Here is a 20,276-nt window from a genome sequence, read left to right on the forward strand (position 1 = left end):
AGACATGTTCATGCGATTGATCATTGCGGCGCTCTGGAGCGCGGCGGCCCTCGCGCCGTCGCTCGTGCCGGCGCAAACCCGGTTTCCCGATCCGGCCGACGCCGCCGCGTCGGTGCCGGACGTCACCGTGACGTCCGCGTTCGACGGCTACCGGCCGTATCGGGACGACGCAGGCCCGGGCTGGCAGCAACTGAACCGGGACGTGGCGGAGCGGCCCGCGAAAGGGCGCACGAGCGGCGCCGCGGCCGGCAACGGCGCCGCCCATTCGACACACGGCGGGGCCGCGCGATGACGACGCTCGCGATATCGCCGAGGATCGGCGCGGCTGCGGTCGTGCTGGCGATCCTCGCGGGCTGCACGACGTTTTCGAAGGACGGCGGCTTCGACGCCGTGTCGTCCGTCGCATCCGAGCGCATCGGCAAGGAGGCGGTGGCTGTGCGGACCGACGCCGACCGCGAAGCCGTCGACCGGCGGACGACGGAATTGCTCGCGAAACCGCTGTCGATGGACGATGCGGTGCAAATCGCGCTGCTGAACAACCGCGGCCTGCAGGCGTCGTACGCAGAACTCGGGCTGTCGGAGGCCGACCTCGTGCAGGCCGGCCGGCTGCCGAACCCGCGCTTCGCATTCAGCCGCACGCGTGCCGGCGACGGCGAGCTGACGCTCGGCCGCACGTTCTCGGCGAACGTGTTCGCGCTGCTGACGATGCCGCTCGCGACGCATATCGAACGCCGCCGCTTCGAGCAGACCAAGCTCGAAACGGCCGACGCGATGCTGAAGGTCGCGGCCGACGCGCGCCGCGCGTATGTCGAGGCCGTCGCCGCCGAGCAGGCCGCGAACTATGCGCAGCAGGTGCGCGAGGCCGCCAGCGCGGCCGCCGAACTCGCGCTGCGCATGCGGCAGGCCGGCAACTTCAGCCGGCTCGACCATGCACGCGAACAGGCGTTTCACGCCGACGCGGTCGCGCAGCAGGCGAAGGCGCGCCAGCAGGCCGTCGCCGCACGCGAGAGGCTCACGCGCGCGATGGGGCTGTGGGGCGAACGCACGCGGTACACGCTGCCCGAACGCTTGCCGGATTTGCCAAAGGCGCGCCCGGACCTGCCCGATCTCGAACGCTTCGCGATGAGCAACCGCCTCGACATCCAGGCGGCGAAATTGCAGACGCAAGGCGTCGCGTCTTCGCTTGGCCTCAGCAAGGCCACGCGCTTCGTCAACGCGGTCGAGCTCGGCTACGTGAACGACTACGAAACCGGCAAGGGCCACGAGCACGGCTACGAGATCAGCGTCGAGATTCCGCTGTTTGACTGGGGCGGCGCGAAGGTCGCGCGCGCCGAGGCGATCTACATGCAGTCCGCGAACCGGCTCGCGAAAACCGCCATCGATGCCCGCTCCGAAGTGCGCGAATCGTACGCGGCGTACGTGACGAGCTACGACGTCGCCACGCACTACCGCGATGAAGTCGTGCCGCTGCACAAGACGATCTCCGACGAACTGCTGCTGCGCTACAACGGGATGCTCGCGAGCGTGTTCGAGCTGCTGACCGATGCGCGCGAACAGGTCGGCGCGGTCAATGGCTACATCGATGCGCTGAAGGACTACTGGCTCGCCGAAACCGATCTGCAGATGGCCGTCGGCGGCCGGTTGCCGTCGTCGGATGCCGTGCCGCGCGCGACGCATTCCGCCGCATCCGCATCCGCATCCGCTGCAAAACCCGACGCCGCGCCGCAGCCGGCTTCCACTCCCGCGGCGCCGTCGGTGCCCGCCACGCAACCGCATCCGGAAGGTCATTGACATGGTGTCCCGTCGACAATTTCTCAGCGGCTCGGGCGCCGCGCTGCTTGGTGCGGCGATGGTCGGCCGGGCCGGCGCCGCGTCGCTGCCCGAAGCGCCCACGATGGCGAAAGCCGGCACGCAGCCGCCGCTCGTGCCGCCCAACGGCCGCCCGTACACGCCCGTCGCGACGCTGAACGGCTGGTCGCTGCCGTGGCGGATGAAGAACGGCTGGAAGGAGTTCCACCTGACGGCCGAGCCCGTCGTGCGCGAGATGGCGCCCGGCATGAACGCGAACCTGTGGGGCTACAACGGCCAGTCGCCGGGCCCGACGATCGAGGCCGTCGAAGGCGACAAGGTCCGCGTCTTCGTGACCAACCGGCTGCCCGAGCACACGACGATCCACTGGCACGGGCTGCGGCTGCCGAACGGGATGGACGGCGTCGGCGGCCTCACGCAGCCGCATATCCCGCCGGGCAAGACGTTCGTCTACGAGTTCCGGCTCGAAGCGCACGGCACGTTCATGTATCACCCGCACGCCGACGAGATGGTACAGATGGCGATGGGGATGATGGGCATGTTCATCGTACATCCGAAGGATCGCGGCACGATGCCGGTCGACCGCGATTTCGTGTTCCTGCTCGCCGCGTACGACATCGACCCGGGCAGCTACACGCCGCGCGTAAACGAGATGACCGACTTCAACATGTGGACCTTCAACTCGCGCGTGTTCCCCGGCATCGATCCATTGCCGGTGCGCGCGGGCGACCGCGTGCGGATTCGTTTCGGCAACCTGACGATGACGAATCATCCGATCCACCTGCACGGCTACAGCTTCGAAGTCGCGGGCACCGACGGCGGCTGGATTCCGCCGGCCGCACGCTGGCCGGAAGTGACGGCCGACGTCGCGGTGGGCCAGATGCGCGCGATCGAGTTCACCGCCGATCGTCCGGGCGACTGGGCGTTCCATTGCCACAAGTCGCACCACACGATGAATGCGATGGGCCACCAGGTGCCGAACCTGATCGGCGTGCCGCAGAAGGATCTCGCGAAGCGGATCGGCAAGCTCGTGCCCGACTACATGGCGATGGGCAGCACGGGCGGCGCGATGGGCGGCATGGAAATGCCGCTGCCCGACAACACGCTGCCGATGATGACCGGCACGGGCCCGTTCGGGCCGCTGGAGATGGGCGGCATGTTCACGGTGCTCAAGGTGCGACAGGGGCTTGGGCGCAACGACTATCGCGATCCGGGCTGGTTCCGGCATCCGAAGGGCACCGTCGCGTACGAATACACCGGCGAATTGCCGGACGGCTGAAGCAGCACGCGGCGGCCGCGCCGATGCGGCCGCCGGTTTCCATTCACTCACAAGGGAGTCGACATGATGAAGAAGGGACTGGTTTTGATGGCGACGGGTTGCGCGCTGGCGTTCCCGGCCGCGTCGTACGCGGCCGGCGACATGGCCGGCATGGACATGGGCGCGAGCGCGAAGCAGGGCGCCGCCGCGGCGGCGCGCATGTCGCACGGCGAGATCCGCAAGGTCGACACGGCGGCCGGCAAGCTGACGATAAAGCACGGCCCGCTGGAGAACCTCGGGATGGACGCGATGACGATGGTGTTCAAGGTGAAGGACCCGGCGATGCTGTCGCAGGTGAAGGCGGGCGATACGGTCGACTTCGTCGCCGAGGACGTGAACGGCGCGCTGACCGTCGTCGAACTGAAGAAGCCGTGATGCGGAGCGCGAACATGAAGATCTCGATGCTCAACCGGCTGGCCGGCTTCACCGCGGCCGCCGCCCTTTTCGCGGTCGCACCGGGTGCGGCGTCGGCGCACGGCAAGCTGGAAAGCGCCGTACCGGCGGCCGGCGGCACGGTCGACACCGCGCCCGACACGGTGCGGCTCACGTTCAACGAAGATCTCGAACCGGCATTCAGCTCGGTGAAGGTGTCCGACGCGAACGGCAACGCCGCCACGCAGGACAAGGCGAAGGTCGATGCGTCGAACCCGCGCGTGATGACCGTCGCGATACCGAAACTCGCGGCGGGCGCGTACAGGGTGCAGTGGGCGGCGATGACGGCCGACGCGCATCGTACGAAGGGTAGCTACACATTCCGGGTGAAGGATTGACGTCCTCCTCTCCCTAAAGGGAGAAGATTCCCACACCTAGCGATGCACGTCCGCATCGAAGAATGTTCAACGCAGCGTTGGTATCTCGATCATGCTCGACACCACAGTCACTGCAGGCCCACTCTCTTATTCTCAGTCCCGCGATACCGTTCGGCCGCGTCGTGCTGCCGCGATAGCGCAGGTAGGGCCGAGGGTGCTGGCTGAGCGACTTCGCATATTGCTCGCACGTCGCGTTGATCGTGCCGGAGTGGATGCCGAGCGCCTTGCTGCTGCCAGTGGTGAGCATGTTCAGGTCAAAGCCCGTCGGCCACTTCTTGCTCCACTTGAGCGCGTGCTTCTGCGTGTCGTTGCAGAAGTTCCAGACGTAGTTCACCGCACGGCTCTGCTTGTTGAGCAGTCCGTTGAGCGACTTCACGCGGTAGCGGTAGACAAGGATCATGTCGGTGATCCTAACCCGTGGAAGAAGCTGTCCGTCAACAGCGATCCTTTCCTTCCCGTCCTGAAGGACGGGGTTTCTCGGAGCAACTGATGAACGACGGTATCGTCGGCCTGCTTCGGCTCGTGGGGGTGGCGATCCAGAACGCCGGGTTCGCGGTCGTCGTCGGTGCGCTGCTGGCGCGCCACTGGCTCGCGCGCGGCGCGTCCGCGTGGCAGCACGGCGTCGGGCGGCGGCTCGTCGCGACGCTGCGCATCGCGTCCGTCGTATCGCTGCTCGCGAGCGTCACCGCGTTCTGGGCGCATTGCGCGCTGATGAGCGAGGTGTCGTTGCTCGAAGCGGGGCCGGCCGTCCGCGCGATGCTCGCGGGTACGGGGTTCGGTCATGCGTGGCTGATCGGGGCGGTGTTCATGCTCGTCGTCGTGGTGCTGTCGTTTATCCGGCGCGCGAACGATACGCGCTTGCCGTTCGCGATGTGGGCCGCGCTCGCCTGCGTCGCGCTCGCACGCAGCAACGGCGGACATCCGGTGGACGCAGGCCTGTTCAGCGTACCGGTGTGGATCGACTGGCTGCATCTGCTGGCGATCAGCGCGTGGGTCGGGCTCGTGCTCGTGACGGCATTCGGCGTGATGCCGAGGCTTGCCGCGATGCCCGCGAGCGAACGCACGACCGGCGCATCGTTCGTGCAGTCGCTGTCCGATACGTCGACCTACACGTTGATCGTGCTGTTCGTGACCGGCGCGTACAACGGCTGGCGAGGCGTCGATACGCCCGCCAATCTGCTCGCGTCGACGTACGGGCAGATCCTGCTGCTGAAGCTCGCGCTCGTGCTGATCGCGGCGGCGCTCGGCGGACATAACCGCTTCTTCGGGATGCCGAATCTGTTGGCCACACTGAAGGATCCGGCAGCCCCGATGCCGGCCAGTTCGTTGAAACGGTTCGGCGCCGTGTTGCGGATCGAGGCGGTGGTGCTCGGCGGCGTGCTGATGGTTGCGGCCGTGCTCGTGTCGAGCGCGCTGCCGGGCACGGTGTAGTGCGACGGCGCGACGCTGCGCTGTCGTGGCAGCGAAGGCGTGCGGGGCAATCGTCATGGGCGCGGCGAACTTTCGTCAGACGAACCCCCGCTTTTTCCGGGGTAAACGCGCGGTCGGTGGCGATCTCACCGCGATAGCGATAATTACATACGCCTGTCTCGCGATTACCAAAAACTGTCATTGAGCGCCGCTAAGCTTTCGCCACCGTCACAACCGGGATTCCCGCCATGCGCTCGACAATCCGCCTGTTTGCCCCGCTATTGCTGCTCCCGACGCTCGCCGCGCCGGTATTCGGCGCCACCGCCGCGCCCGTCAGCCCGAACTGCGGCGGCAGCACGACGCCGATCGCCGATATCCAGGGGCCGGGCGCGCCGTCGCCGCTCGCCGGTCAGAACGCGTCGATCGAGGCCGTCGTCACCGCCGATTTCGGCGGCACGGACGGCTTTGGCGGCTTCTTCGTCCAGCAGGCCGACGCGCAGCGCCGCAACCAGCCGGGCGTGTCCGAAGGCCTGTTCGTCTATGCGCCGAAGGTGCGTGCGAAGGCCGGCGATCTCGTGCACGTGACGGGCAAGGTCGAGGAGAAATACGGGCAGACGCAGCTCACGCTGTCGGGCGCGATCGCGGTGTGCGCGAACGGCCAGACTGTGACGCCCGCGACGCTCACGCTGCCGGTCGACGGCCCGAACGCGTTCGCCGCATACGAAGGGATGCGCGTGCGCCTGCCGCAGACGCTGAGCGTCACCGACAACTACGAGCTTGGCCGCTACGGCAGCGTGATGCTCAGCAACGGCCGCCTGCGGACGCCGACGAGCGTCGTGCCGCCCGCGCAGGCGCAGACGCAGATCGACGCGAACGCGCGCAACCGTCTGATCCTCGACGACGGCTCGAACAAGCAGAACCCCGCGACCGTGCCGTATCCGGCGCCGGGCCTGTCGGCCGCGAACACGCTGCGCGCGGGCTACACCGTGCGCGACGTCGAGGGCGTGCTCGAAGTGCGTTACGGCGCATGGCGCGTGCAGCCGCTGCCGGGCGCGGCCGTGCCGGCGTTCGACAAGCGCGAGAACCCGCGCACCAACGCACCCGCGCGCGACCCGAAATCGAACCTGCGCGTCGCGTCGTTCAACGTGCTCAACTACTTCAACGGCAACGGTCTCGGCGGCGGCTTCGACGATCCGGACAACCGCGGCGCGAAGACGTTCCAGGAATTCCAGCGCCAGGAAGCGAAGATCGTCAGCGCGCTGAAGGCCATCGACGCCGACGTGATCGGCCTGATGGAAATCCAGAACAACGGCTACGGCGAATTGAGCGCGGTGCGCCAGCTCGCGGCGAAGCTCGGCAATCAGTGGCGCGTGGTCGATCCGGGCACGTCGCGGCTCGGCGGCGATGCGATCGCGGTCGCGGTGATCTACGACAGCCGCAAGGTCGAACCGGTCGGTCGCGCGGCGACGCTCGCGATCGACGACAAGAACCGCCAGCCGCTCGCGCAGTCGTTCCGGCTGGTCGGCGGCAACAAGCAGGCGCTGACGGTGGCCGTGAACCACCTGAAGTCGAAGAACTGCCCGGACGCCGCGAACGACGATTTCGACCAGGGCGATGGGCAGGGCTGCTGGAACCCGACGCGCACGCGCGCGGCGGCGAAGGTGGCCGACTGGTTGGCCGGCAACCCGACGGGCGTCAAGAGCCAGGGCGTGCTGCTGATCGGCGACTTCAACAGCTACACGTACGAAGACCCGATCCGCACGCTCGAATCGCGCGGCTATCGCAACCTCGTCGCGCGCTGGATCGGCGCGAACGCGTACAGCTACGTGTACAACGGCGAAGCCGGCTATCTCGACCACGCGCTCGCGACGCTGCCGCTCGCGTCGCACGTGAAGGCCGTGCACGAATGGCACATCAACGCGGACGAGCCGCTCGCGCTGCAATACACGCTCGCGTACAAGTCGGCCGAGCAGCAGAAGACGTTCTATGCGGCCGATGCGTATCGTTCGTCGGATCACGATCCGGTGCTGATCGATATCGCGCTGCCGGGCGGCGGGAAGTAATCGTGGTTTGAGTCTTTGCGACGACGGGCGCGATGTGCGGCAATGCCGCGCGTCGCGCCCGTCCCGGAAAGCCGTTCGAATACCGGGTAAATAATGCCGCGAATAATTAGTCGAGCCGGTATTTTATGGATGACGCAGTGCACATCGGCACTTCGATTGAAACGCGATTGAAGTGGAAAGAATCATCGAGTGGCGTGTGCATGATGCCGCATCGTCTTAATCGATTGGCGATAATAAAATTGAAAGAATGATCCTGTCGATATGAAGGCTTTCGATGCGTTGCGCCAATACGGGAAGCGGCTTCCGCGCCGTGCTGAAAAAGTAAAATAGTCGGCGCGACATAGCCGATAAAGCCTACCTTGCACGAATAATTCCGTTTTCTTTCAAATCCCAGACACTATCTGCCCTTCGCATCATCGCGGGATTTTTAATATCCGAATGATCTTTGACAACGCGGCGCAGCACCGCCTATTTTTGTCATGTCGTAAATTTCGGTAATACAAAAGTTGGCCAAACTGCAGGGGGCGCGTCCGGGCATCATTCTCGCCAGCAGTTTGCTGTGTCTGTATCAAGTTCAGTCTCTGAGAAGTCCCATTCCCAACCGCCGACTGCCGACCTTGCAACGCGAGTCGCGGGGTAGGCCTGCGCGTGTCGCGGGCGTTGGCGGCCTTTGTGATGCGGTATCCGAAGCCGAAGGAAAGAGATGAAACCAGACAAGAGCAATACCGGCAGCCGCCGTGTCCGTCGCGGCCGGGTGGCCGGGCTAGGCGCATTGACCGCCATGACGCTGGCGCTCGCGGCATGCGGCGGCGACGATTCGTCGTCCGTCGGCGCGTCGAGTCTCGCGCAGGCCACCGCGAGCCAGCAGGCCAGCGCGCAGGCGGCCGGCACCCAGGCGTCGGCGGCCAACCAGCCGTACGTCGACCCGGTCGCGTATTCGATGAACGCGACCGACGGCCTCGCGCCGTCGCAGGTGTCCGAGAAAGCGGCCGTCATGCATTACCAGTGGAAAGGCGGCGGCAAGACGATCGACTACACGACGACCACCGGCCACCTGACCGCGCAGGATGCGAACGGCAATCCGGAAGCGTCGATGTCGTATGTCGCGTACACGGCGCCCAGCACCAACGGCAAGCCGCGCCCGGTCACGTTCGTCTACAACGGCGGGCCCGGCTCGTCGTCGATCTGGCTGCGGCTCGGCTCGTTCGCGCCGACCCGCGTGGCCACGCCCGATCCGCTGTTCGGCACCAACTGGCCGAACTATCCGCTCGTCGACAATGCGGACAGCCTGATCGACACCACCGACCTCGTGTTCATCGACCCGCCCGGCACCGGGCTGTCGGAAGCCGTGTTGCCGAACACCAACCAGAAGTACTGGGGCTCCGACGTGGACGTGAACATCATGCGCGACTTCATCCAGCGCTACCTGAACGTCAACGGCCGCGGCACGTCGCCGATCTACCTGTACGGCGAATCGTACGGCACGCCGCGTACCGACATGCTCGCGCTCGCGCTCGAATCGGCCGGCGTGCACCTGACGGGCATCGTGCTGCAGTCGTCGATCCTCAACTACTTCGCGGACGCGGTGGAAGCGGTGGCGATCACGCAGTCGACCGAAGGGCTGCTGCTCGATACCGATACGGTGGCCGGCTACCTGCCCGGCTACGCGGCGGTCGCGGCGTACTTCAACCAGGTGTCGCCGGCGCCGGTGAACCAGGATCTGTACGCACTGCAGACGGAACTGTTCACGACGCTGATCTACAGCCAGTTGCAGAAGTATTCGCAGTCATGGGTGTTGAGCCAGCTCGGCATTCCGGATGCGCTCGGCACGCCGGTGTTCCCGAGCGATGCGACGCTCAGGCTGTGGTCGATTCCGTCGAGCCTCACGCAGCGGGCGCTGCGCGACTACTTCAACGCGAATCCGTTCGGCACGAGCCTGGTGCCCGGCGCGACGATCGGCCGGTACGACGGGCGCGTGTCGCTGCCGAATTCGGACCCGCGGCTGCAGACCGACGGCGATCCGTCCGACATCCTGATCTCGCAGCCGTTCACTAACGCGCTCGCGACGCAGATGCCGGACTATCTCGGCTATACGGCCCCGAACGCGACGTACCTGCCGCTGAACGACGACATCATCGGCGTCTGGGATTTCTCGCACGACGGCCAGCCGATGCCCGACACGATCCCCGATCTGCTCGGTGCGCTGCAGCTCAACCCGAAGCTGCGCGTGCTCGCGGAGAACGGCTACCACGATCTCGCGACGCCGTTCTTCAACACCGAGAAGCAACTCGCGCGGCTGCAGACGGTGAAGGGCCTGAATCCGAAGCTGCAGGTGAACTTCTTCCAGGGCGGCCACATGATCTATCTGGACGACGTTGCCCGTCCGCAGATGAAGCGGGACTTGCAGACGTTCTACAAGGGCGCGCGGATTCCGACGGCGCTGACGCTGCATACGCTGCCGCCGCCGTGGCCGGACGAAAACCCGCCGGGCGTACCGACCGGCAGCGCGCCGGGCGCGACAGCGGCGACGACGCTGGCGGCCGCCCCCTGAGCGACGGACTCCTTGTCAGAGGAACCCTCTATTCATCCATTGAATGCGAGCGATCATGTCCCTAATCCAATTGATGCGGCGTATGTCCCCGTTGATCGTGCTCGGTGCCGTGATGAGCAGTGCCTACGCGTTGCCGCCGCAGGCGGTGGCGCCGGTGAAGCTGCCGCACGGCGGGCGCGGCGTCGACGGCCCGTTCTTCCCGGCCACGCGGGCGGCGCCGGTGCTGCCGTCGACCGGTGCGGCCCTGCAGCAGCAGGCGCAGCAGCGCGTCGACGCGCGGCTCGGCGGCAATACCGTGCTGAGCAACGGCGCGGCCGTGACGAAGGCGCAGGCGCAGAGCAGCGGGCTCGGCTTCGTGTCGCAGCACTTCGACGAGATCGATGCGAAGCACACCGGCCGCGTGACGATGAGCGATGTACGGCAGTTCATCCGGCAGCGACAGGTGCAGGCGCAGCAGGAACAGCAAGACGAGTGACGTAGCAACGCAGGGCGGCGGCCGGCGCGGCTTTCCCTCGCGCGGGCCGCGGATCATCGCGCAGGTCGTCGCGCATTTTCGGCGGCGTGCCTACGTGACGGGCCGGCGCCAGTCGATCGCAACATCCTTGTCTACATGTTCGAGGCGCCGCACGCGCGTGCGCTGTTCGCCGCGAGCCGGGCCGACGAGGCGCCGCGGATGATCGCGCTGTTTCACACGAGCCACGATCTCTATGCGAAGAATGACGATCCCGCGCTGAAGCTGGCGATCCATACGCCGGTAAACGGCGATGACGAGGCGTGATGCGGATGTGAAGGGCGCCCGCCGACGGCCACGCAGCGAAGCATCGGCTTCGTGCGTGAACGCGGGTCGTCACGCGTCATGGCGGGACAGCGGCGACTCAGGCCGTGCGCCGAGCGGACAGCCGATTCCACAGCAGGCCGGAGCGGCTGCCGCTGCGGCAATACGCGAGCACGGGCTTCGGCAGCGTGTCGACCAGTGCGCCGAACGCGTCGACTTCCGCTTCGCCGATGCGGTCGCGCTCGACCGGCAGGTAACGCGCATCCATGCCCAGTTCGCGCGCGGCGGCGGCGATCTCCTCGAACGCCGGTTGATCCGCGCCTTCGCCGTCGGGCCGGTTGCAGATCACCGCGCGAAAGCCGGCATTGCGGATCGCCTTCAGGTCGGCCGGCGTGATCTGCCGCGACGCGGTGAAGCCGGTCGCCGCCGCCGCCCGGCATTGCTCGATCGCCCGCGTGAAACAGGCGATCGCGAAGTCGACGTCCTCTTCCGTCGTGAAACGGCCGAAACTGATGCGTACGGTACGCCCGGCCGTTTCGGCATCGAGGCCGATCGCGGTCAGCACGTGCGACGGTGCGCCGCTGGTCGAATTGCATGCGGAGGTGGACGACACGGCAAGCGCTTCACCGAGCATGAACGGGAAGAAGCCCGGCGCATGCACCGTCAGGCTCAGCGTGTGCGGGATACGGCGGGCGGCGGCCGCGTTCTGCGTGACGTCGCCGAGCGCGAACAGCGCGCCGGTGAGCCGCGCGCCGAGCGCCGTGATCCGCGCGGCCTCGCCGTCGAGCTTTTCAGCGGCGAGTTCGCAGGCTACACCCATGCCGACGATCTGGTGCGTGGCGAGCGTGCCCGAGCGCAGCCCGCGCTCGTGGCCGCCGCCATGAATCTGCGGCGCGATCCGGTTCGCGATCTCGCGACGGACGAACAGCGCGCCGATGCCCTTGGGACCATACACCTTGTGGGCGGACATCGACATCATGTCGATGCCGAGCGCGCGCACGTCGATCGGCGTCTTGCCGAGCGCCTGCGCGGCGTCCACGTGAAGCAGCGCGCCGGCGGCGTGGACGATGCGGGCGATCGCGCCGATGTCGGTCAGCGTGCCGATCTCGTTGTTCACGAGCATCAGCGACACGAGGCCCGTGTCGGGGCCGATCGCGGCCGCCACTGCGTCGGCTGTGATTTCGCCGTTCGCGTCGGGCGCCAGGAAGGTGACCTGCGCGCCGTGCTTCGACAGGTTCGCCATCGTGTCGAGAATGGCCTTGTGCTCGAGGCGGCTCGTGATCAGGTGGCGCTTGCCGGTCGCGTTTTCCGCATACCCCTTCAGCGCGAGGTTGTTCGATTCGGTGGCGCCCGAGGTCCAGACGATCTCGTCGGCATCCGCGCCGATCAGCGCGGCGACCTGCGCACGGGCATGCTCGACCTTGTCTTTCGCCCGTCGGCCGGCCGCGTGCGAGCTGGACGCGGGGTTGCCGAAGAAGCCGTCGAAGCCGAGGCAGGCCGTCATCGCTTCGATTACACGGGGGTCGGCAGGGGTCGTGGCGGCGTAGTCGAGGTAGTGCAGCGGGGGGAAGTCGCTCATGTCCGTCTCTTGCTCATTGCGTGGTGACGGAATGATACGGGGGACAGAAGGGAAAAAGGATCCAAAGTTGGCTGACGATTCGATCTAACGTGGAATAACGTTTTGTTAATTTGCGAAATTGGGGAATTTTTTTATATGAGCACGCCGGCCCGATCACGTCGCCGTATCGGGGCCGGATTGGGTCGACAACCGGTGTGCATCCCGCACCCACGCCAGCAGCGCGTGCTCGTACTTCGACGGGATCGTGACCGTGAGCGTCGTGAGGCGGGTGGCGCTGCTGGGCAATTCCAGATAGCGCCGCCAGGTTTTTCGCACCAGTTGCGACATCGCGGAGTCCGTCATGCCGAGTTCGGCGGCCAGCGCCCGTTGGGATCTGCCTTTCACGAAAATCTCGTGCAAGGCCCACTGGTTCAGCGGCTTGGTCCGCGTATCCTGAAGCCGCAACAGCCGGAACTGTTCGGCAGTCATGCGTCGGGTCGTTTGCATTCAGATCCGCCCCGAATGTTGAAGTGACGAAATCAATTCCGCGCCGCACGAAGTCTTGTGGCCGTCGAAAGCGGCGGCCCGGCCTTCGATGTCGAAGCTCGGGTCGCCTTCGGCGATCTCGCAGGCGCCATGAATCGGACACGAGCACGCGTCGCCGATACGCGCGACCGCGCGCCCCATCACCGTGCTTGTTTGGGCGCCGGATTCGACCCGGCCGCCGTGGGTGTGCGTATCTTCTACCCGGATAATTCCCCGCATGGGATTTCCTCCTCCAAATGGTTTGAGGTCTGACGCGGCGATCACGTTCGGACGAAGCGATTTGCCGTGCCGGTGTGCATCACCATGAATAACCCTGCATGCCGTAATTCGTATCGTGTCGGCGTCCCCACCACGGCAGGTAGGCGTTGTTTCCGCCGCGTGCGCGGAACCAGTCCTTGTCGGGATCGATCGACGTGAGCTTCGACGGTGGCCGGACAACGACCGCGACCGGGTGCTCCGGATCGGTCGTGCCGGCGACGAGTGCGTTGCCGCCGAAGTGATTGATCCGGCCGATGGCGAGCGCGACGTCTGTCAATGCGCTGCCTGTTCCCATGTCGCCGAGCAGGGCGGCCGTGTTGAAGGTCTGTTTGCGGTGGTCGTATTCGGGAAGCGTTTCCGTCAAGGTCTGCGCGAGCGCGGCAAGACGTGCCGACGATGCGTCGCTGCCTTTACCTGCGTCGTGAACGATGTAGTTGACGTCGGTTGCCGCGATGCCGGCATTGCGTGCGGCTTGGTCGATGGTCGCCTTCCACGCCTGCACGGCGCGCGTTGTGCAGACCTTCGGCGAAAAATCATGCGTGTTGCCGGTTGCTGCCTTGCCGATCCAGGCGAGGGGCTCACGCTCAGTGTTGAAGGCCGGGCCGGCGAGGAACAGCACGACAAGATTCTCGTTGATCTGTGCGTCCGTGGGCGGGAAGTTGGGTGCGTCCCAGTTCACTACCCAGACGCTCTTGTCAGGGTTCGCCTGCAAGTAGTCCAGGGCATTGTTCAGCGATGTGAATCCGGTGTTTGGGCCGCCTTGTGTGACTTGTACGTCAGGGAGTTCGTTGCGGCTCCACATCGTCGGGAAATGTGGGTTGCCGATCGAGAACGTCTTTCGAATCGAGTCCTGCAAGTAGCTTTGCGATTCGGCTGCGTCAAGTCGTTCCGGAATTGCAAGCTCGACACGGATGCCAGCCAACTCGCGCCAGTTCTTTTTATCGTCAGGGCTGACCGTGTAGAAGTATTTCGCGTTGCTCGCGTAGCGTGAGTGAAGCAGCAGCGGGAACTTGGTCATGTACTTGCGATAGAACCCTCTAAATGTTTCTGCTCCGCGGTTGCCATATGCGATGCCTGCTACCGATTGGAGAGTAGTAAAGGACTGCGGGTCGGTGCGAACCATATCGTCATTCTTGTTTGGCCCGGAAAGCCCTTGCGTCCACAACAGCTGCCATTCGGTCGGGTAATCCATGCGTTGCAATGGATTCAACCAAATCAGACCGACAACTTGGGCAACAAATGGCTTCGCCGGCTCTGCGGCGGCCGGAGCTGAGTTCGCTACGAACTCAGGGGTTGGCGCGGAATGCGCGGAACGGGTCATGGCCGTAGTAAACAGAAAAACCATGAGCGCTACCAAACTGGGTACAACTACCAATCGCTTCATCCAATCTCCAAATTCCAACTGTGTCGGGTCCGGTTGTTCTACGTGTGCCATCAGCGAGGCCATGAGTACGGCTGCGATGATCCATGCTCCGACCGAAACGGCAACACGTCGCGGCCATGTAACGATCAGCACCTTCATACCGCACCGCCGATCTTCAGATAAAACTGTCCTTCGCGTTCGTCCGTGATCGCGGTCGGCATTCTTCCTTCGCTGTTCTCCTCATGGATCCAACTTTGTATCGATAGATCGTCAAACTTTCCGCGTATAAAGTACTCCGTGTATTTCTTGTTCGGGCTGTCGTCGGGAATACCATCTCCCATTCGCCAATCCGCCTCAATCCGCAAGTCGTAGAGTTGATCCGGCGTCAGATAGCAAACCCCGATCGCCACGTCGTACGCAAGCGCCTTTTCGGCATGCTTCGGATTCGTCATCGTCGTGGAGTGATTCGTCGGGCTGTTGGTCGCGCCACGATCGAGCCAATCGACAATCTGCTGATCGCGCCATTCCTTGTAGCCCTCCGGCATTTCGCTCTTGCCGTCCTCGCCGATCACGTGGCCATCACCATCGAGCCATTCCGTATTCAGCGTGCGTCGCGCTTCCATCCGCATCAACGCGCGATCCTCATAACGCTGTCCGGCTTCGCTCTCTGCCGTCCCTTGCGCGACACTGTCCGCGTTCTTCGCCTCGTACTGATCGTAGGGATCGTCCGTGCGCTTGTCTGCCTCGCTTTTGCTTGCGTCGCGCCATGCGGCCGGCGGATCGTTGCCTTCGTTGAAGTCGCTTGTCGCATTGCCGTCCTTCGTTTCGATGGGCTTGCCGAACCGCAACGCCTTCGGCGCGAACGGTTCGTCGAGTGCCGGCGCGTCCGCCACCACGGTCCAGCCCTGCGGCGGAACGGCGTTCACGCGGAACATGTTCAATGCCGAGCTGATCTGGGTGACGAAAAACATGATCGGCGCCGATGCAAGCGTGGCCGCCACCCCGAACACAGACTCGTTTCCCTTGAGTGCACCGATGAGATTGAACTTGGCAGGCGGCGAAGGCGGATACCAGAATCCCGCCGTCGTTCCCTTTTTGCCATGCCGCCAGTCGTCTTCCCAATAGCGATAGTGCTTCTGCACGCCAACCCGGAAGCCGGAGGCAAAGACGCGCTGCGTCAGCACGCCGGGGACACCGATATCGTTCAGTTCGTTCTTGTCGATGCCGCGCCAACCGATGCCTTGAACCGTGACCGCCGAGATCACCTGATCATGCGGACAGCAATACGCGGTGACGCGACCATACGTCGATCCGTTCAGGCCGTGGCGTATCCGATCCTCTTGTGCTGCATAAGATTTCTTGCTGGTCGGCGATACCCGTTCGTTCGCCATGTCTTCATCGATCTTGTCGGCGGGCAGTTCGTAGGCCTTCCGCGTGCCGATGATCGACAGAAACTTGCCGAACGTTTTCGTGCGGGCGGTGTAGGTCTGCCGTCCGCGACGGCCGCCACCGTCCCGGGTCGCGCGTTGCGACCAAGTATCCATGAACGTATCGGATGGATTCGGGCCATCTGCGCGCGCAAGACTGTACGGCGCATTCGCCAGTACATAGGCATCCGCCACGCAATGCCCGCTGCGTCCCCATGGATCTTCGACATCGGGTAGTGCATCGCCGAAGAAGGCCGCGGTAAGGCCCACGATGTTGCCCTGGCTATGGCACACGACGGTGATCGGTACGTCGGCCTGCATGCGGCGAATCGACTCGATCAGCCTCGCAAGGCGCAACGCCGCGAGCACGCCATATGCGCGGGGTGGCGCGCGATACAGCGGTCGATTGGTCGGGTTGATCCCCTGGACGGTCAACCACCCGGCCGCGCGGTCGTCGAGGCCGCCGTGCCAGAGATCGGGCAGGCTCGCGCAACCGTTCGTGAACGGGCCGCCGCCCCAGTAGTCCTTCTCGTTCAGGAAGATCTTGTCGCCGTACTCTTTCAGCTCAGCGGCGGTCGCCCGATAGCCCCATCGGAAATGAATGACGGGAGAGAAGGACGGGTCGGATTTGATGTAGTTGCCGGACCAAAGCTTCGGGTTCAGAAACCCGTCCGGCGTCACGCTTTCCGTGTACTTCGCCGGCACCAGTTGCCCGGCATCGATGCCGTGATACTTCAACTGATCGTCCAGCCGCCCGAGCCGGCGATTCAGGCCATCGCACAGCCCCTGCTCGGCGGCCTCGAACCATTCGCCTTCGGAGTTCACGCCATGCACGAAGATGACGACACCGGGCAACGGCATTTGCTTGACGCAGATCAGGCGGGTGTCTTTCGTCCACATCGCAACCCCGTCGGTCCGGCCGACGACGATCTGCGGCGCCTCCGGGCGCGACGCGGCCGCGTCGGGCACGTCGGCCTTCGCGGCGTGCTCGTTGGTGCGGATGTCCTCTTCCGGTCGAGGATCGAGAGATGACTGATTCATCCGGAATCCTGCGCTTTCGTTAAACATTCTTCTTGGTGAACTGCACCGCCAGCCTCTCGAACCGGTCGGTGTCGACCGCCGGCAGTTCCCCGGCCGTGTCGGTCGTCAAATTCGACAGCGTTCCCGAAGCCTTTCGAACCTGCCCTTCGAACCCCGGCGCCGCGTTGCCGTCCGTGGGGCGGATCAGCTTCGGGACGCGGCCGAGCGTATGTCGATCGAAGGCCGGCAGATCGGCCCTCATGCTGGCGGGGCCGTCCCATGCGTGACCGTTGGATTTCACGGTGAACTTGCCGGGGCATCCGAGTTCGATATCGCTCCCACGCAGCTTCAGATACGCGCCGCCCGCCGTGACGAATACGACTTCGTCGCTCGCCGTGCCGGCAAGCTTGCCGCCGGCCGCGGTCAACTGAATGCTTTTGCCGGACTCGATTTGCGTGTCGTCGTGCTGCGATTGAATGGCCACTTTCCCCTGATGCGCGATCGCCGATACGCCATTGCCGTGCGCGAACATCGCGACGCCATGCCCGGCATGCAGATTGATTCGCTCGCCGCTCGTGATTTGCACGTGTTGCTGCGCGATCTGATCGATGTTCTCGCCCGCATACGTGACGTGCGTTTTCGGCGTGACGTTCAGCGAACCCGCTTGCGCGCCGAACGCCATGAATGCGCGGGCGTCGCCGGTAGCGCCGGATTCGGAACTGCCGGGTTTCCAGTGACGGAACGCATCGGCGAGGGTGTCCTGGCCGGCCGTGTCGGGGGAATGCCCGCCATGCTGGCCGGCATGATCGCCGAGCGACTTGAACAGCGCCGTGCATTGATCGAGCAAGCGGAGCAGCTCGTCGCGATCGAGCTGACCGCCGGTTGCGTGCGAACGCGCATAGGTCGTCAACAGCATGCCTTGGGCGGCGCGTAACGCCGCGGCGGCGTCGGTGCGCAGCTCCGCGCCTTCGCCCCGATCGTCCCCGTGGCCGTCGATGCGCGGCTGCGTCAGGTAGCCGAGATTCAACTGCGTGTGCGCATGTTCGCTTGCCAACTGCGCGGAGATCTGCGACGGCGTATCGTCGAGGCGAAGCTGGTTGTGCCGGCGACCCCTGATTTCCCGCGTCTTGATCCCGGACACGTAGCGATTGCCCGGAAGCGCGCCGGTATCGCTGAAGGTCGCCGGCGGGTTCGCACCGTTGCTCAACACGCCGATGATCACCAGACGGTCCGGATCGCCCGACAGGCTCCCCAGCAGGACTTCCATCCCGACACGCGGCAGGAACAGCGCGCCGAAGCATTCGCCGGCGAGACTCGCCGCGACGCGAATCGGTGCGCTGTCGCCGGCCAGGCCGTTCGTACCGGCGCCTTGCGCATGAGCATGGTCCGCCGGATCGAGACCGTGAAGCTGCACACGCACGCGGCCGGCCTTGTCGCAAAACACCTGCTCGCCCTGCGTGCCGACGATCGTGCCGGTCAGCAGGTGAACCGGCGGCACGTCGATCGTCGGATCGTAGGCCGGCTTGAGCGGTACACCGCGTTGCACGCACGTGAAGCTGTTTTCGTAGCGCGTGTCCGTTTGTCCCGATGCATCGGGCGGCGGAACGGTTGGCCTCAGGTTGCGGCTTGCCGAGAACAGCCCGCTTGCGCGGCCCGACAGGTCTTTCGGCAGGTTGTTCCAGATGACGTGTCGAATCGACGTGACGACGAACCGACGACGATCGATGGGCTTCATATCCAGTTCGGGGTCGCCCGCCAGCGTGAATCCGTATCCGACCAGCATGTCGCGCACGGTGCCGATGCCTTCGAAGCGCGCGGCTTCGAACTGATGGGCCAGCATCCGGTCGTGGGCGATGCGTGCGTGATCGTTCCACGAGTCGCCGACGTGCGGGATGTCGATCGCGACGTCGGTCAGCAAACGCGCGAGATCGTTCCCCGACTCGCCCTGGTCGATGCCGGTGAAGGCCTCGAAATCGTCCACGCGCGCGGTCTTGTAATCCCACGACGGGCGGCGGACCTTGCCCGCGGACAGACGCTGGTCGTACGCGAAGAGGGTCACGGTGTCGCGTTGCTCGACGCCGGCGTCGCGCGGGTGAAGGCGTACCGTGCCCGCCGGTGCGTCCGGAAGACGATGCGGATCGTCGCAGAACACGAGCGTGTGAATCGGCCGCTCGTCGGTCACGCCGCGTCTGCCGTCGGCCGGGGCGGCCTTCGCAAAGACCGTGATGCCTTCCCGGCGCAGCAGACGCCGGATGAAGCGTGCGTCGGATTCGTTGACCTGCCGCGTCAGCTCGCGTGCCGGATAGCGGTCGGCCTGCAAGGTCGACAGGTCGAAATCGAACGCTCGCGCGAGCGCGGGGCTGCGCTGTTTCCACTCGTTCATCAGCGTCGCCAGGATGTCCGGCACGCTGCGCGAGCGGAACAGGCGCGCGTTCGTGCGACGATCCATCAGCGACAGGGCGTCGCATACATGGAGCTGATAGACGGTCAGTTCGCCGTCGGATTGACCGGCCCGCACTTCGTGCACGATTGCGTTGATGGCCCGGATGTCGCCTCGATCGGTCGTCAGCCGGACCGATACGGGCAAACCGAGAAACAGCGCAGGCGGCAGATGATCGTAGGTGGACACGCAGGTCAATTGCCCTTCGATGCCCGACATGAGCCCCTCGCGGATATCGGCGTGGTGGAGCGCCAGCAGATGACCGACTGCGCGTTGCGCCTGACCGAAATGAAGGGCGACCGGTCGCTTGTTCCGGTCGACGAGACCCGACGCAAAGTTTCGCAAAGTTGCTGCTATCGACATAACGACAATCTCGTTATTTTTTGTTCCGGATTCGGATGGGTTCGAATCCGCCTCTCAGAGTGATAAGGCGATGGTCTTTGGGATTTCGGTGCGAAGAATAGCAAGCTATTTCTATCTTTAACTGATATTTTTATTTTGAGATGGAAAATAAGTTCTTTTGAAACAATGGTTAATGTTTGTTTGGTTTGGGCGGGGATTTTGTGTGAATGAGAATATGTCGATTCGACTATTCGGGATTGGTATTTGTCTCGACTCGTTTTCAAATATCGCTGAAGTAAGGATTTTCTGTCCGGACATGATTGAGTGGGAGTTTGAAAAATCGGAATTGTCCCGACTCAATGTGAGCAGCGACATGTCATGTCTTTGAGATCGATGCGAGCGGGCTTGCGCTCTGGCGCGCGATATGCGCACCCGCCGATCGAATGTCGAAAATGCAGGATGATTTGATCAGCGCCGCGCTTCACTACCGGTTGTCGAAGCGGGCGATGCGGGTATGCGTCGCCGGGCTATCGGTGGGCGAGTCGCGGCGCGAATGCGCGCGTGAATGGCGTGCCGGATCCGAACGT

17 protein-coding genes are annotated in these 20,276 nt (G+C 64.7%); 10 read left to right on the top strand and 7 right to left on the bottom strand.

Annotated elements, in window-relative coordinates:
• The first annotated feature begins 10 nt into the window (after positions 1-10).
• The 5 genes from CFB52_RS17315 to copC all read left to right on the top strand — a co-directional run bounded on the left by CFB52_RS17315 (position 11) and on the right by copC (position 3,897).
• Positions 11-292, top strand: coding sequence for a hypothetical protein (locus CFB52_RS17315; RefSeq protein ID WP_059579842.1), 282 nt, complete (start codon positions 11-13; stop codon positions 290-292).
• Positions 289-1,791: a TolC family protein gene (locus CFB52_RS17320; protein ID WP_099317035.1), complete on the top strand. Its 1,503-nt coding sequence runs from the start codon at positions 289-291 to the stop codon at positions 1,789-1,791. The genes CFB52_RS17315 and CFB52_RS17320 overlap by 4 nt, the downstream gene beginning before the upstream one ends.
• A gap of 1 nt (position 1,792) precedes the next feature.
• The gene (locus CFB52_RS17325; RefSeq protein WP_099317036.1) at positions 1,793-3,088 is read left to right on the top strand and encodes a multicopper oxidase family protein; all 1,296 of its coding nucleotides are present in this window, start codon (positions 1,793-1,795) and stop codon (positions 3,086-3,088) included.
• Between the two features lie 66 nt (positions 3,089-3,154).
• Entirely contained in the window at positions 3,155-3,502 is a 348-nt protein-coding gene (locus CFB52_RS17330; RefSeq protein ID WP_059579844.1) for a copper-binding protein, read from the top strand.
• A 14-nt stretch (positions 3,503-3,516) separates the two neighbouring features.
• Positions 3,517-3,897 (top strand): copper homeostasis periplasmic binding protein CopC, encoded by a 381-nt coding sequence (gene copC, locus CFB52_RS17335; RefSeq protein ID WP_059579847.1) that lies wholly within the window; start codon positions 3,517-3,519, stop codon positions 3,895-3,897.
• 13 nt (positions 3,898-3,910) lie between these two features.
• On the opposite strand, the gene CFB52_RS17340 is transcribed toward copC, so the two are convergent.
• A complete protein-coding gene (locus tag CFB52_RS17340) occupies positions 3,911-4,336 on the bottom strand; it encodes a zinc ribbon domain-containing protein (RefSeq protein ID WP_099317037.1) in 426 nt (141 codons plus the stop codon).
• Positions 4,337-4,425: 89 nt separating this feature from the next.
• Here CFB52_RS17340 and CFB52_RS17345 point away from each other — a divergent pair, with 89 nt between their 5' ends.
• The 5 genes from CFB52_RS17345 (at position 4,426) to CFB52_RS17375 (ending at position 10,738) form a co-directional block, all read left to right on the top strand.
• Positions 4,426-5,367 carry a CopD family protein gene (locus tag CFB52_RS17345; protein ID WP_099317038.1) on the top strand — a complete coding sequence of 314 codons (942 nt, stop codon included), beginning with the start codon at positions 4,426-4,428 and terminating at the stop codon, positions 5,365-5,367.
• A 227-nt stretch (positions 5,368-5,594) separates the two neighbouring features.
• Positions 5,595-7,409, top strand: a complete 1,815-nt coding sequence (locus tag CFB52_RS17350; RefSeq protein ID WP_099317039.1) for an ExeM/NucH family extracellular endonuclease — start codon at positions 5,595-5,597, stop codon at positions 7,407-7,409.
• Between the two features lie 703 nt (positions 7,410-8,112).
• On the top strand, positions 8,113-9,960 hold the full coding sequence (locus tag CFB52_RS17365; RefSeq protein ID WP_089465326.1) for a peptidase S10: 1,848 nt from the start codon (positions 8,113-8,115) through the stop codon (positions 9,958-9,960).
• A gap of 43 nt (positions 9,961-10,003) precedes the next feature.
• On the top strand, positions 10,004-10,435 hold the full coding sequence (locus CFB52_RS17370; RefSeq protein ID WP_059579750.1) for a hypothetical protein: 432 nt from the start codon (positions 10,004-10,006) through the stop codon (positions 10,433-10,435).
• Between the two features lie 135 nt (positions 10,436-10,570).
• On the top strand, positions 10,571-10,738 hold the full coding sequence (locus tag CFB52_RS17375; RefSeq protein WP_226094112.1) for a hypothetical protein: 168 nt from the start codon (positions 10,571-10,573) through the stop codon (positions 10,736-10,738).
• Positions 10,739-10,835: 97 nt separating this feature from the next.
• Here CFB52_RS17375 and CFB52_RS17380 read toward each other — a convergent pair whose 3' ends face one another.
• From CFB52_RS17380 to CFB52_RS17405, 6 genes are all read right to left on the bottom strand, one after another.
• Entirely contained in the window at positions 10,836-12,314 is a 1,479-nt protein-coding gene (locus CFB52_RS17380) for an aminotransferase class V-fold PLP-dependent enzyme (protein ID WP_099317040.1), read from the bottom strand.
• A 153-nt stretch (positions 12,315-12,467) separates the two neighbouring features.
• Complete coding sequence (locus tag CFB52_RS17385) at positions 12,468-12,782, bottom strand: TrfB-related DNA-binding protein (RefSeq protein ID WP_059579849.1); 315 nt, start codon at positions 12,780-12,782, stop codon at positions 12,468-12,470.
• Between the two features lie 18 nt (positions 12,783-12,800).
• Positions 12,801-13,058, bottom strand: a complete 258-nt coding sequence (locus CFB52_RS17390) for a PAAR domain-containing protein (protein ID WP_059579755.1) — start codon at positions 13,056-13,058, stop codon at positions 12,801-12,803.
• Between the two features lie 79 nt (positions 13,059-13,137).
• On the bottom strand, positions 13,138-14,619 hold the full coding sequence (locus CFB52_RS17395) for a virulence factor (RefSeq protein ID WP_257220495.1): 1,482 nt from the start codon (positions 14,617-14,619) through the stop codon (positions 13,138-13,140).
• Positions 14,616-16,928 carry a hypothetical protein gene (locus CFB52_RS17400; RefSeq protein WP_081066558.1) on the bottom strand — a complete coding sequence of 771 codons (2,313 nt, stop codon included), beginning with the start codon at positions 16,926-16,928 and terminating at the stop codon, positions 14,616-14,618. Before CFB52_RS17400 ends, CFB52_RS17395 begins: the two co-directional genes overlap by 4 nt.
• 19 nt (positions 16,929-16,947) lie before the next feature.
• A complete protein-coding gene (locus CFB52_RS17405) occupies positions 16,948-19,710 on the bottom strand; it encodes a type VI secretion system Vgr family protein (RefSeq protein WP_099317041.1) in 2,763 nt (920 codons plus the stop codon).
• Between the last annotated feature and the right edge of the window lie 566 nt (positions 19,711-20,276).

The sequence above is a fragment of the Burkholderia sp. AU18528 genome (assembly GCF_002223215.2).
Lineage (GTDB): Bacteria > Pseudomonadota > Gammaproteobacteria > Burkholderiales > Burkholderiaceae > Burkholderia > Burkholderia semiarida.

What these genes read in the sequence shown, in the direction of transcription:
- CFB52_RS17315 (WP_059579842.1), top strand. Translation starts at nt 11, where the DNA reads ATGCGATTGATCATTGCGGCGCTCTGGAGCGCGGCGGCCCTCGCGCCG.
- CFB52_RS17320 (WP_099317035.1), top strand. Translation starts at nt 289, where the DNA reads ATGACGACGCTCGCGATATCGCCGAGGATCGGCGCGGCTGCGGTCGTG.
- CFB52_RS17325 (WP_099317036.1), top strand. Translation starts at nt 1,793, where the DNA reads ATGGTGTCCCGTCGACAATTTCTCAGCGGCTCGGGCGCCGCGCTGCTT.
- CFB52_RS17330 (WP_059579844.1), top strand. Translation starts at nt 3,155, where the DNA reads ATGAAGAAGGGACTGGTTTTGATGGCGACGGGTTGCGCGCTGGCGTTC.
- copC (WP_059579847.1), top strand. Translation starts at nt 3,517, where the DNA reads ATGAAGATCTCGATGCTCAACCGGCTGGCCGGCTTCACCGCGGCCGCC.
- CFB52_RS17340 (WP_099317037.1), bottom strand. Translation starts at nt 4,336, where the DNA reads ATGATCCTTGTCTACCGCTACCGCGTGAAGTCGCTCAACGGACTGCTC.
- CFB52_RS17345 (WP_099317038.1), top strand. Translation starts at nt 4,426, where the DNA reads ATGAACGACGGTATCGTCGGCCTGCTTCGGCTCGTGGGGGTGGCGATC.
- CFB52_RS17350 (WP_099317039.1), top strand. Translation starts at nt 5,595, where the DNA reads ATGCGCTCGACAATCCGCCTGTTTGCCCCGCTATTGCTGCTCCCGACG.
- CFB52_RS17365 (WP_089465326.1), top strand. Translation starts at nt 8,113, where the DNA reads ATGAAACCAGACAAGAGCAATACCGGCAGCCGCCGTGTCCGTCGCGGC.
- CFB52_RS17370 (WP_059579750.1), top strand. Translation starts at nt 10,004, where the DNA reads ATGCGAGCGATCATGTCCCTAATCCAATTGATGCGGCGTATGTCCCCG.
- CFB52_RS17375 (WP_226094112.1), top strand. Translation starts at nt 10,571, where the DNA reads ATGTTCGAGGCGCCGCACGCGCGTGCGCTGTTCGCCGCGAGCCGGGCC.
- CFB52_RS17380 (WP_099317040.1), bottom strand. Translation starts at nt 12,314, where the DNA reads ATGAGCGACTTCCCCCCGCTGCACTACCTCGACTACGCCGCCACGACC.
- CFB52_RS17385 (WP_059579849.1), bottom strand. Translation starts at nt 12,782, where the DNA reads ATGACTGCCGAACAGTTCCGGCTGTTGCGGCTTCAGGATACGCGGACC.
- CFB52_RS17390 (WP_059579755.1), bottom strand. Translation starts at nt 13,058, where the DNA reads ATGCGGGGAATTATCCGGGTAGAAGATACGCACACCCACGGCGGCCGG.
- CFB52_RS17395 (WP_257220495.1), bottom strand. Translation starts at nt 14,619, where the DNA reads ATGAAGGTGCTGATCGTTACATGGCCGCGACGTGTTGCCGTTTCGGTC.
- CFB52_RS17400 (WP_081066558.1), bottom strand. Translation starts at nt 16,928, where the DNA reads ATGAATCAGTCATCTCTCGATCCTCGACCGGAAGAGGACATCCGCACC.
- CFB52_RS17405 (WP_099317041.1), bottom strand. Translation starts at nt 19,710, where the DNA reads ATGTCGATAGCAGCAACTTTGCGAAACTTTGCGTCGGGTCTCGTCGAC.